Annotated in this window: 10 protein-coding genes and 2 pseudogenes; 5 read left to right on the top strand and 7 right to left on the bottom strand. The window is 61.2% G+C overall.

Annotated elements, in window-relative coordinates; translation table 11 throughout:
* Positions 1 to 58: 58 nt before the first annotated feature.
* From coaBC to D3Y57_RS08305, 3 genes are read left to right on the top strand one after another with little or no spacing between them, the layout of a single operon-like run.
* Positions 59 to 1,240 carry a bifunctional phosphopantothenoylcysteine decarboxylase/phosphopantothenate--cysteine ligase CoaBC gene (gene coaBC, locus D3Y57_RS08295; RefSeq protein ID WP_121155624.1) on the top strand — a complete coding sequence of 394 codons (1,182 nt, stop codon included), beginning with the start codon at positions 59 to 61 and terminating at the stop codon, positions 1,238 to 1,240.
* A complete protein-coding gene (gene dut / locus D3Y57_RS08300; protein ID WP_121152600.1) occupies positions 1,227 to 1,676 on the top strand; it encodes a dUTP diphosphatase in 450 nt (149 codons plus the stop codon). The genes coaBC and dut overlap by 14 nt, the downstream gene beginning before the upstream one ends.
* The gene (locus tag D3Y57_RS08305; RefSeq protein ID WP_121152601.1) at positions 1,677 to 2,432 is read left to right on the top strand and encodes a HesA/MoeB/ThiF family protein; all 756 of its coding nucleotides are present in this window, start codon (positions 1,677 to 1,679) and stop codon (positions 2,430 to 2,432) included. It begins immediately after the preceding gene.
* On the opposite strand, the pseudogene topA reads toward D3Y57_RS08305, so the two are convergent.
* From topA to plsY, 3 genes and pseudogenes are all read right to left on the bottom strand, one after another.
* Positions 2,429 to 5,007 (bottom strand): annotated as a pseudogene (gene topA, locus D3Y57_RS08310) (type I DNA topoisomerase). The gene D3Y57_RS08305 and the pseudogene topA sit on opposite strands and share 4 nt — an antisense overlap.
* An 81-nt stretch (positions 5,008 to 5,088) precedes the next feature.
* A complete protein-coding gene (gene dprA, locus D3Y57_RS08315) occupies positions 5,089 to 6,222 on the bottom strand; it encodes a DNA-processing protein DprA (RefSeq protein ID WP_121152602.1) in 1,134 nt (377 codons plus the stop codon).
* Positions 6,215 to 6,829, bottom strand: coding sequence for a glycerol-3-phosphate 1-O-acyltransferase PlsY (plsY, locus tag D3Y57_RS08320; RefSeq protein WP_121152603.1), 615 nt, complete (start codon positions 6,827 to 6,829; stop codon positions 6,215 to 6,217). Before plsY ends, dprA begins: the two co-directional genes overlap by 8 nt.
* Positions 6,830 to 6,971: 142 nt before the next feature.
* On the opposite strand from plsY, the pseudogene murI reads away from it, so the two are divergent.
* Positions 6,972 to 7,768: pseudogene (murI, locus tag D3Y57_RS08325) on the top strand (glutamate racemase).
* A gap of 98 nt (positions 7,769 to 7,866) precedes the next feature.
* The gene (hemA, locus tag D3Y57_RS08330) at positions 7,867 to 9,081 is read left to right on the top strand and encodes a 5-aminolevulinate synthase (protein WP_121152604.1); all 1,215 of its coding nucleotides are present in this window, start codon (positions 7,867 to 7,869) and stop codon (positions 9,079 to 9,081) included.
* Here hemA and D3Y57_RS08335 read toward each other — a convergent pair.
* The 4 genes from D3Y57_RS08335 to D3Y57_RS08345 form a co-directional block, all read right to left on the bottom strand.
* Positions 9,078 to 9,701 (bottom strand): class I SAM-dependent methyltransferase, encoded by a 624-nt coding sequence (locus D3Y57_RS08335; RefSeq protein ID WP_430739040.1) that lies wholly within the window; start codon positions 9,699 to 9,701, stop codon positions 9,078 to 9,080. The genes hemA and D3Y57_RS08335 overlap by 4 nt on opposite strands.
* 18 nt (positions 9,702 to 9,719) lie before the next feature.
* Positions 9,720 to 10,940: a BtaA family protein gene (locus D3Y57_RS08340; protein WP_121152605.1), complete on the bottom strand. Its 1,221-nt coding sequence runs from the start codon at positions 10,938 to 10,940 to the stop codon at positions 9,720 to 9,722.
* Between the two features lie 79 nt (positions 10,941 to 11,019).
* Positions 11,020 to 11,196 (bottom strand): hypothetical protein, encoded by a 177-nt coding sequence (locus D3Y57_RS20155; RefSeq protein ID WP_162987056.1) that lies wholly within the window; start codon positions 11,194 to 11,196, stop codon positions 11,020 to 11,022.
* Positions 11,197 to 11,258: 62 nt separating this feature from the next.
* On the bottom strand, positions 11,259 to 11,444 hold the full coding sequence (locus D3Y57_RS08345; RefSeq protein WP_162987057.1) for a hypothetical protein: 186 nt from the start codon (positions 11,442 to 11,444) through the stop codon (positions 11,259 to 11,261).
* Between the last annotated feature and the right edge of the window lie 38 nt (positions 11,445 to 11,482).

Consider the following 11,482-nt stretch of genomic DNA (forward strand, 5'->3'; position numbering starts at 1 on the left):
GCGTCTCTACCGAAAGGCCCGCTAGACTCCGCTCCTCCCAACCGGCATTGGAATGGAAATGCACAACAAGCGCATCCTCCTGATCGTCGGCGGCGGTATCGCGGCTTATAAAGCTTGCGAACTGATCCGCCTGCTGCGCAAGGGCGGCTACACAGTCCGCTGCGTTCTAACCGCTGGCGGCGCGCATTTCGTGACGCCGATGACGCTCGCGGCGCTCAGCGAACACCCGGTTTATACCAGCCTGTGGGATTTGAAGGACGAGGCCGAAATGGGCCATATCCAGCTTAGCCGCGAGGCAGATCTGGTCGTTATCGCTCCCGCCACCGCCGATCTGATGGCAAAGATGGCGGCTGGGATTGCCGACGATTTGGCGACCACATTATTGCTTGCCACCGACAAACCGGTTTTGGCCGCACCCGCGATGAACGTGCGCATGTGGCAACATGCCGCGACCGTCCGCAACGTCGCGCAGCTTCGCGCCGACGGTGTGACGGTCCTGTCGCCCGACGAAGGGCCGATGGCTTGCGGCGAGTTCGGTCCCGGTCGGCTTCCCGAACCGGCGGCGATCTTTGCGGCGATCCAGTCACATTTTGCCGATGGTCAGGCGCTCGCCGGAAAACATATTCTGATTACCGCCGGGCCCACGCACGAGCCGATCGACCCGGTCCGATACATCGCCAACCGGTCCTCCGGGAAACAGGGTTTTGCCATTGCCGCTGCCGCTGCCAGTCTCGGCGCACGGGTTACACTGGTCGCAGGCCCGGTGGCACTCGATACCCCAGTCGGCGTAACCCGCATCGACATCGAAACTGCGCTTCAGATGGCGGCGGCGATCAATGCCGCGCTCCCTGCTGATGTCGCGATACTGGTTGCCGCCGTGGCCGACTGGCGAAGCGATGCCGCCGCAATCAAGATCAAAAAGGACGGCAACGCGCCCGCGCCGCTGGCGCTCGTCGAGAACCCGGACATCCTCGCCACGTTGGCGGCCAGCCCCCAGCGGCCCAGACTGTTGATCGGGTTTGCCGCCGAAACCGACCATGTCCTCGATCACGCACAGGCAAAACTTGCTCGCAAGGGTTGCGACTGGATCATCGCCAACGACGTGTCAGGCGATGTAATGGGCGGCTCCCACAACCGCGTTCACCTCGTCACGGCGACGGGCGTGGAAAGCTGGGATGAACTTCCCAAACAGGCCGTCGCCGACCGTTTAGTTTCAAGGATCGCCGATGCCCTCACCTGAAATCCAGATTGCCGTCGTTCGTTTGCCACACGGCAACGACTTGCCCCTGCCCGCTTATGCCACCGCTGGCGCATCGGGCATGGACGTCGTCTCCGCCGAAGCGCTCACCCTGCAACCGGGCGCACGCAAAGCCGTCGCCACCGGGTTTTCAATTGCGATTCCTGTTGGTTACGAGGTTCAGGTTCGCCCGCGTTCAGGTCTCGCGCTTAAGAACGGCGTTACCTGCCTCAATACGCCCGGCACCATCGACAGCGACTATCGCGGCGAAGTGAAAATCATCCTTGCCAACCTCAGCCACGAGCCCTTCGTGATTGCGCGCGGCGACCGCATTGCCCAGCTGGTCCCCGCTCCCGTCCAGCGTGCGGTGCTGATCGAAACCGACACACTGGACGAAACCGATCGCGGCACAGGCGGATTCGGTTCGACCGGACGCTGAATGCTCAGCGACGCTGAACTCGAACGATATGCCCGCCACATCGTCCTTCGCGAAATCGGTGGCGTAGGTCAGGTTAAGCTAAAGGCTGCGCGGGTTGCTGTGGTGGGCGCTGGCGGTATCGGCTGTCCCGCGCTCCAATATCTCGTCGCAGCGGGCGTGGGGCGCATCACGCTGTTCGACGACGACATTGTCTCGGTGTCCAATCTCCAGCGCCAGATCCTGTTCGGTGAAGGCGATGTGGGCAAACCGAAAGCCGAAGTCGCAGCAGCCGTATTGGCGCGGCTTAACCCCGAATCAGTGGTGACAACAAAGCTGGTCAGGCTCGACCCGTCCAACGTACTGGCCCTGCTGGCCGGTCACGACGTAATCCTCGACGGCACCGACAGTTTCGCCAGTCGCCTTGCCGTCGCGGATGCCGCTTATGCTCTGAAAATCCCGCTCGTTTCCGCCGCAATCGGTCAGTTCCATGCCCAGGTCGCAACATGGCGCGGCTGGGAAACGACCAATCCCTGCTACCGCTGCTACGTCGGTGACGCCTTCGACGCAGAGGATTGCGACACCTGTGCCGAACTCGGCGTACTGGGTGCGATGACCGGCATGATCGGCAGCTTCGGCGCGATGGAAGCAATCCGCGCCATCACCGGCTTTGGCGACGACACGACCGGCAAGCTGCACCTGATCGACGGCCTGACCCCCGCAATGCGGACGATCAGGATGCCGAAAGACCCCGCCTGCCGGACCTGCGGGCAGGCTTAGGCTTCAGCGACTTTCTTCGCTGGAGCTTTTTTGGCGGCGGGCTTCTTTGCAGCAGGCTTTTTTGCAGCAGCTTTCTTCGGAGCGGCCTTTTTAGCCGGAGCCTTCTTGCCCTTCTTCACTGGAGCCATCGCCGCCCGCGTGTCGATCAACTGCGCCGCTTCTTCGAGGGTCAAAGCATCCGCTGCAATGCTTTTTGGCAGCGTCGCATTGGTGGTGCCATCGGTCACATAGTTCCCGTAACGCCCCTCCATCAGCTTGATCTCAAGCTCGGTCCGCGGATGTTTCCCCAGTTCCCGCAAAGGAGCGCGCGCCGCCCCTCGTGCAGGACGCCCGCCATTCGCCAGTGCCTCAGCCAGCTTGACGACGGCTGTATTCATGCCCGTCTCGAACACCTCAGCCGTCGAGGCAAGGCGCGCATATTTCCCATCATGGACGAGGTAGGGACCATAGCGCCCAATGTTCGCGGTGATCGGATTACCGCTTTCAGGATGCGTGCCCACAGTGCGGGGCAATGCCAATAGCTTCAGCGCCCATTCCAGATCGAATTCGGCCACATCCTTGGGGATCGAAGCGCGCTTGGCTTCCTTGCCTTCGCCCAGTTGGACATAGGGTCCAAAGCGCCCCGACTTCCGTTCAACGTTCAGCCCGCTGACCGGATCGACACCCATGACCTCGTCGCTCCCGCCAGCTTCCGCCTCGGGTGTCCCGCCCTGCGCGAACCTGCGCGTATATTTGCATTCGGGATAATTTGAACAGGCAACGAACGCCCCGAACTTGCCGCCGCGCAGCGCAAGCCGTCCATCACCACAATTCGGGCAGATCCGCGGATCGGTGCCATCTTCCTTTGCCGGGAACAGGAACGGTGCCAGAAACAGGTCGAGTTCGGCAGTCACCTCGGACGGCTTGGCCTCCATAACCTCCGCAGTCTTCGGTTTGAAATCGCGCCAGAACGCCTCCAGCACGGCCTGCCATTCGGTACGCCCCCGGACACATCATCCAGGCTTTCTTCAAGGCCAGCGGTGTAGTCATAACTGACATACCGCTCGAAATACCGCTCGAGAAACGCCGTAACCAGCCGCCCGCTTTCGTTCGGCGAGAAGCGGTTTTTGTCGGTGCTGACGTAATCGCGATCCTTCAGCGTTTGCAAGATCGACGCATAGGTCGATGGCCGCCCGATGCCGAGCTCCTCCATCTTTTTGACGAGACTGGCTTCGGAATAGCGCGGCGGTGGCTGGGTCGAGTGCTGCTCTGCATTGACCGCTTTCTTGGCCGGAGCGTCGCCCGTCGAAAGACGCGGCAGGCGGCGCGATTCTTCGTCGTCGCTGTCGTCGCGGCCTTCTTCATAAAGCGCCAGATACCCTGGAAACAGGACAACCTGCCCCGTCGCGCGCAGAGCCGTCTGCCCGGTGCCGTCGGCCATTTCTATCGTCGTGCGCTCCAGCCGCGCCGACGCCATCTGGCTCGCCATCGCACGCTTGAAAACCAGTTCGTACAGCTTGGCATGATCGCCCGAACCCGCTTTGTCGCGTGAGAAATCGGTTGGCCGGATCGCCTCATGCGCTTCCTGTGCGTTCTTTGCCTTGGTCGTATAGATCCGTGGCTTATCCGGCACATAGCTCGCATCATAACGGTTCGCGATGGCACCACGCGCCGCCGAAATCGCGCTGTGATCCATCTGCACGCCGTCGGTTCGCATATAAGTTATCGAGCCGTCTTCATACAGCCCCTGCGCCAGCCGCATCGTGTGGCTTGCCGAAAACCCAAGCTTACGCGCGGCTTCCTGCTGCAACGTCGATGTCGTGAACGGCGGCGGCGGATTGCGCGTCAGCGGCTTGGTCTCGACATCCTGCACAGTGAAGTGTCCGGCCTCGACCGCAGCCTTTGCCGCCATCGCATCGCCCTCAGACCCGATCGTCAGGCGCTCGATCTTGTCGCCCTTCCAACGGACCAGACGGCCCTGAAATGGTGTACCGTCCTGCTCCAGATCGGCAGTAACCGACCAATATTCCTGCGCCCGAAATGCCTCGATCTCACGCTCGCGGTCGACGATCATGCGCAATGTGACGGACTGAACCCGCCCCGCCGACTTCGCACCGGGCAGCTTGCGCCAAAGCACCGGCGACAGCGTAAAACCAACCAGATAGTCCAATGCCCGTCGCGCACGGTAAGCATCGATCAGATCGTCATCCAACGCACGCGGAGCAGCCATCGCGGCCAGAACCGAAGCCTTGGTAATGGCATTAAAGGTAACGCGCTCAACCTCTTTCGGCAGCGCCTTCTTCTTCGCCAGCACTTCACGGACGTGCCAGCTAATCGCCTCACCCTCGCGATCGGGATCGGTTGCAAGGATCAATCGATCGGCTGTTTTAGCCAGATCGGTTATGGCCTTCAATTGCTTCGCCTTGTCGGCGTAGTTTTCCCACTCCATCGCAAACCCGTCATCGGGGTTCACCGAACCATCACGCGGCGGCAGGTCGCGGACGTGGCCATAGGATGCAAGGACGCGATAGTCCTTGCCCAGATAACCCTCGATGGTTTTGGCCTTGGCTGGCGATTCGACGATAACGAGTTGCATGGATGAAAAACCGTCCCTTACGTGTACGCACGAGGGTGGCTGGGTTCGGCCGCAGGCGTCAAGAGCAGGATTGTTACACTCTTAACCGCGTTTACCCAGGCTGACACGTCCCCCGGCATGCCGTTCCAGCCGCCCACCCAGTTCGAGTTCAAGCAGCACCGTCGCCACGACGGCAGGGTGAAAACCCGACTGCCGCACCAGTTCGTCCACCGAAACCGGCGTGTGGCCCAACAGGTTCGTTATCGCCCGGCGCTCGACATCGCTGGCATCGGCATCGACCGGCGCGGCACGCCATCCCGTCGAAGGCTGCGCAACGTGACTCGACATCGGTCGAATCGTTTCCAGCACATCGCCCGCATTCTGGATCAACGTCGCGCCATCGCGGATCAGCGCGTTACAACCCTGCGCGCGCGGGTCGAGCGGCGACCCCGGAACGGCCATGACCTCACGACCGGCTTCGTTCGCCAGCCTTGCCGTAATCAGCGACCCCGATCGCGGAGCCGCCTCCACAATGACAGTGCCGATCGCCAGTCCGGCGATAATCCGGTTACGCGACGGGAAATGCCGGGCCAACGGTTCGCGGCCCGGTATCTGTTCCGCGATCAGCACGCCGAACTGCGCGATATTTTCCTGCAACTCCTCGTTCTCAGGCGGGAAAGCGATATCGATACCACTGGCGATAATCGCCGCAGTGGCACCGCCCTGCCCCTGACCCAGCGCGCCCTGATGCGCCGCCGTATCAATGCCGCGCGCCAATCCTGAAACGACGATACAGCCCTCCTCGGCCAGATCGTGCGCCAGCCCACGGGCAAAGCGACAGGCGGCGGCGCTGGCGTTGCGCGCACCAACGATGGCGACTGCCGGACGGTCGAGCAGGCGAAGATTGCCGCGCACGATCAGCACCGGTGGCGCACTGTCCAATTCGGCGAGGAGCGTCGGATACAGCCCCTCCCCCACGAACAAATGCCGCGCGCCCAGCTTTTCGACGGCGCGAATCTCGCTTTCGATCTCGCGAATTTCGGCGATGCGCGGTGCCCTGCCACCGCCGCGCCCGGCCAGTTCAGGAATTGCAGAAAGGGCGGCCCCCGCCGTGCCGAAACGCGCCAGCAACTGAAAATAACTGACCGGCCCGATATTCGCCGAACGGATCAGCCGCAGCTTGTCGAAGCGTTCGCTTTGCCCATAGCTCGTCTGAGCATCGGAACCGTCAGCCACTCGCGCTGGCAGACTGTCCAACAGATTGGCCGACCCGTGGTTCGTCACCACTGAGCAGCCGTTCGATGTTCGCGCGGTGTTTCCACAACACGATCAGCATTAGCGCCAAAAGCAGTACCGCCATTTCAAATTCGCTCCACAACGCCGCAGCGACCGGCGCGGAAACTGCCGCCGCCATGCCACCCACCGATGAGTATCGGAACAGCGCCAGCACGGTCAGCCAGACGCCTGCGTAAACCAGTCCGACCGGCCATGACAGCGCCAGCGCAATGCCGAGCAGCGTAGCCACACCCTTGCCACCGTGAAAACGCAGCCACACCGGATAACAATGGCCCAGAAACGCCGCCAACCCACCGAGCAGCGCGTAATCGGGGTTGATCCAGCGTGCGACCATCACGGCCGCAGCACCCTTTGCCACGTCGAGCAGCAGCGTCAGCGCGGCCAGCCCCTTACGCCCCGTGCGCAGAACATTGGTGGCACCGATATTACCCGATCCGATCGCCCGCAGATCTCCCGCCCCGCCGATGCGGGTCAGCAACAGTCCGAACGGAATCGAACCGAGCAGATAGCCCAGCACGAGCGCTGCCAGAGGTGCAGTCCATAACATCGCTGAAATTAGTCCAATTGCTCCCAAGTCCTTCAAATATAACGCATCGGCGCTGGTTCGCAAACGAAACAAAAATGTATCGCCATAAGCAGAGGCTTAGCAGCTTCTTTGCACACAATATCGGCGGTGTTAGGGGCGGGGAATGAACCGCGACGCTCCGATATTGTTTTTCGACTCAGGGGTGGGTGGCCTCTCGGTCGTGGCCCCTGCCCGTGCGTTGCTGCCCACCGCCCCATTTATCTATGCGGCTGACTCGGCCGGCTTTCCATATGGCACGAAGACGGAAGCAGAGATCGCCGCGCGGGTGCCGGCTCTGCTCGGTCGGCTGGTCGAACGTTACCGGCCCCGGCTCGTCGTCATCGCCTGTAACACGGCTTCGACAATCGCCCTGTCGGTCGTACGCGCCGCTCTGGACGTGCCGGTTGTTGGAACCGTCCCCGCGATCAAACCTGCGGCGCTTGCCTCTCGGTCACGGGTTATCGGCGTCCTCGGCACCGATGCCACGGTGCGGCAACCCTATGTCGACCGACTGTCCGCAGAATTTGCCGCCGACTGTGTCGTCATCCGGCATGGGTCCGCTGAACTGGTTGCGCTGGCAGAGGCGAAATTGCGTGAGGAACCGATCGAGCCAGCCGCTGTCACCCGCGCGATTTCGGGCTTGTTTTCACAAGCGAACGGTGACCGGATTGATACAGTGGTCCTCGCCTGCACGCATTTTCCGCTGCTCGCCGACGAATTGCTGGCGGCAAGTCCTCACCCCGTTTCGTTTGTGGATGGCAGCGCCGGGATCGCACGTCGGATCGCCTTTCTGACGGCGGGACAGGATTTCCCCGATGCACCCCGCCGGGCATTGCCGTATTTACACGCGTCGATGCGGCGGTAGTCGCTCTTGCTCCCGCGCTGGCAAAACACCAGTTTATGGAGACGGCACAACTCTAGTTGCGAGACGTTCGCACTGGCTTCCCCCGCAAGATGGCCTTAATTCGCCGCACCAACGGGGCAGCGCACTCTATTTCTACAACGGAGCTAACTGGGCTTTGGATTACAACCGCGTTTTTAATCAGGCGATCGACCGGCTTCATGCCGAGGGCCGCTACCGGGTTTTCATCGACATCCTTCGCAATAAGGGTGCCTATCCAAACGCGCGCTGTTTTGCCGGGCATAATGGTCCAAAACCGATCACGGTCTGGTGTTCGAACGACTATCTCGCGATGGGTCAGCATCCCAAAGTAATCTCCGCAATGGAAGAAGCGCTGCACAATGTCGGCGCAGGCTCCGGCGGCACGCGCAACATCGGCGGCAACACGCATTACCATGTCGATCTGGAAGCCGAACTGGCCGACCTGCATGGCAAGGATGGCGCGCTGCTATTCACCAGCGGCTATGTTTCGAACGAGGCTACGCTCGCGACTCTGGCGAAAGTCCTGCCAGGCTGCATCGTGTTTTCGGACGAACTGAACCACGCATCGATGATCGCGGGCATCCGCAACTCGGGCTGTGAAAAGCGCGTGTGGCGGCACAACGACCTCGCCCATCTCGAAGAACTGCTCGCCGCCGAGGACGAGGAAGTTCCAAAACTGATCGCGTTCGAAAGCGTTTATTCGATGGACGGCGACGTCGCCGACATCGCCGCGATCTGCGATCTGGCCGACAAGTATAACGCGCTGACCTATTGCGACGAAGTCCATGCCGTCGGGATGTACGGCGCGCGCGGCGGTGGCATCACCGAACGCGACGGCGTTGCCGATCGTGTGACCATCATCGAAGGCACGCTGGGCAAGGCATTTGGCGTGATGGGCGGCTATATTGCGGCCAGCCAGACCATCGTCGATGTGATCCGTTCCTATGCGCCGGGCTTCATCTTTACGACGAGCCTGTCTCCCGTGCTCGTTGCAGGCGTGCTGGCAAGCGTGCGCCACCTGAAGGCATCGAGCGAAGAGCGCGATGCTCAGCAGGCTGCGGCGGCGACTTTGAAGGCGATGCTGACCGAGGCGGGGCTACCCGTGATGGCGACGACAACGCATATCGTTCCGCTGATGATCGGCGACCCGGTCAAGGCAAAGAAGGTCAGCGACATCCTGCTGGCCGAATACGGCGTCTATGTTCAGCCGATCAACTACCCGACCGTTCCGCGCGGCACAGAACGCCTGCGCTTTACGCCGGGGCCAACGCATAGCGTCGAGATGATGCGCGAACTGGTTGATGCGCTCAGCGAAATCTGGAGCCGGATCGAGCTGCGTAAAGCCGCCTAGCGGGTCAGGCGCGCACTCCAGGCATAGCCTCGATATAGCGGCTCAAATCTGGTTTTCAGTCCCAGCTCGTTCAGGACAGCGGGTAAATCTGCCCGCGGCTCGACATCGAACTTCGCGAGCCACGCCCTGAGCATCCGCCTGAACCACATCGGCAACCGTTCCTGCTGGCCGAAATCAACGAGGCTAAGCGTTCCGCCCGTTGCCGTCGCGCCTTGCATCAATGCGGCCCGCCAGTCGGGAATCATCGACAGCGTATAACTGAAGAACACCCGATCGAACTGCGGCTGCCCGAACAGCCCCTTGGCATCGAAATCGGTGGCATCGGCTTGCTTCAGGACAATGCGCGCGCTCAGGCCCGCTCGCGCGACATTCGCTCGCGCCGTCGCCAGCATCGCCTCCGATATGTCTAGCCCGAACAGCAATGCGGTCGGATAGCGCCGGGCAACGGCAATCAGGTTACGTCCGGTCCCACAGCCGATCTCCAGCACCGAACCCCCGACCGGAACGTCCAGCCGCGCAATCAGTCTGTCGCGACCAAGCAGGTAATATTTGCGCGTTAAGTCGTAAAAGTGACGTTGTTGTACATAAATCGCGTCCATTCGCGCCGCATTTCCGACCATCGGGACACTGGTCACGGATCAGCCCTTCAGCACGTAAAGATGCACCCCACCATAGATGGATGACCGGTCGCGCGCGGTAAACTCGCGTGATTCACCCGCCCGATATTCCCAACAATCAAGGATCGCATCCGGCACTCGCCCCGGCAGCAAAGTCCGTTCTGCGGCAGTCCTAAACAGCACTCGCGCACCCGGCTTCGCAGTCCGCGTCATCTCCGCCCACAGCCCCGTCAGTTGCGCGTCGGTCATCCAGTCCTGCGCATCGAGCAGCACATAACGATCGCGACTCGCGCCGGGCAGACTGGCGAGGTGATCCCCAAAATTGGCATGCAACATCTCGACTCGGTCGATCCGATCAACCACCGCGCGATAATTCTCCTCTTGAAGATACGGCGGCACCGACGCGTTTTCCGCCCGCGCATACCGCCGACCAAAAGCCTGCTGAGCAAAATAATTGTCACGAACATCGAAATCGCAAGCCAGTTTTTCCAGCCGCCCTTTCAACACCGCACGAATGCCATCGGGATCGTCACTAGCCAGCGCATCATATTGCGCTGGAGGGATGCCCAGCCCGAACAAGGATGCCGGCTGGTCGATCAGCCAGCGCACAAACTTTTTGTCGAAGATCGGGGCCAGTCGCGTTTCAAATATCCGGCGCTGTTCAGCGACCGAACCGGCCTCCAGAACCTCAGCCAGATCGACCTTATAAAGCTTGGCGAGCAGATGCGCGGTGCCTATAAACCCACCGAGCAACCCACGCTTATAGATGTTCTTCGTAAACCCTCCGATCCGACGCCGCCCGATCAGGTCGCGCCCTTCCCAATAGCGTCGCGTCGTATCGTCCAGTTGTGGCCGCACCCATTTTCGATACGCCGCCACATTGCCCTTCTGGTCGGCCTCACCAAAAAACCGATAGAGCGCGACGTGGTCGGGCAGGCGTCGCACCGCAGCCAGTTTCAGCCGATTATAGGCGACGTGGGCGGTGTTGAGATCGACCGCCGTGATCGCTGCAGGATCGGCGGTGAGATAACTCAAAACATTGCAGCCACCACTCGCAATCGTGACGATGTGGCAGTCCGGTGTGATCGCCAGCGCCTCCATATCGACGACTGGGTCTTCCCAAATCTGGGCATAGACCAGCCCCCGGAACGCAAATGTAAACGCGCGCTCCAACAACCCAGCATGCGACAATTGATCATGTTGATGAACGGCCGACTCGACCTTGGCAAACGCTGTAGCCACGTCATCACTCCCCGATAGATCTGTATGGGGAGGCTCTTAGGTCAAGGCTGTGACGCGCCGGTGACGCGGAGATTACAGTTCAGCGGCAGAAACCTTCGCCGGGCTTGATGATCAGACAGTCATCCTTTTCGGCAAGATATTTCAGGCCGGTTTCCGCGCCTGTGCCCGCATGGATCGTTTCGGTCTGGCCATCGCGAGTGAACTCTATTTGGTCATCCTCGACCGTGCCAACATAGTCTTTGGTGCCGTCGAGCAAGGTGATCTTTAGTTTGCGCGTATCGGCGGTGGTGCCCGGCGCGACGGCAAGGACGAGTCCCTCTACTCCGACCCATTTGCCGTTCCAGTCAGCAACGGCAGTTGGCCCCTCCCCCCGCCGCTGTCGTCGGCGACTTCGGTGATGTCGGGGTCAGCGACATTACCCACCGCGACATTTTCAGGAGCCGGTTTGGCGCATGCGGCGATCAACAACAGCGCGGCGAGGGGGGCGATATGTTTCATAGCCATCGTTTTCGCCAACCGTCGTCTCAAGTCAAACGCGAAGG

The sequence above is a fragment of the Sphingomonas paeninsulae genome, assembly GCF_003660165.1.
Classification (GTDB): Bacteria; Pseudomonadota; Alphaproteobacteria; order Sphingomonadales; family Sphingomonadaceae; genus Sphingomonas_O; species Sphingomonas_O paeninsulae.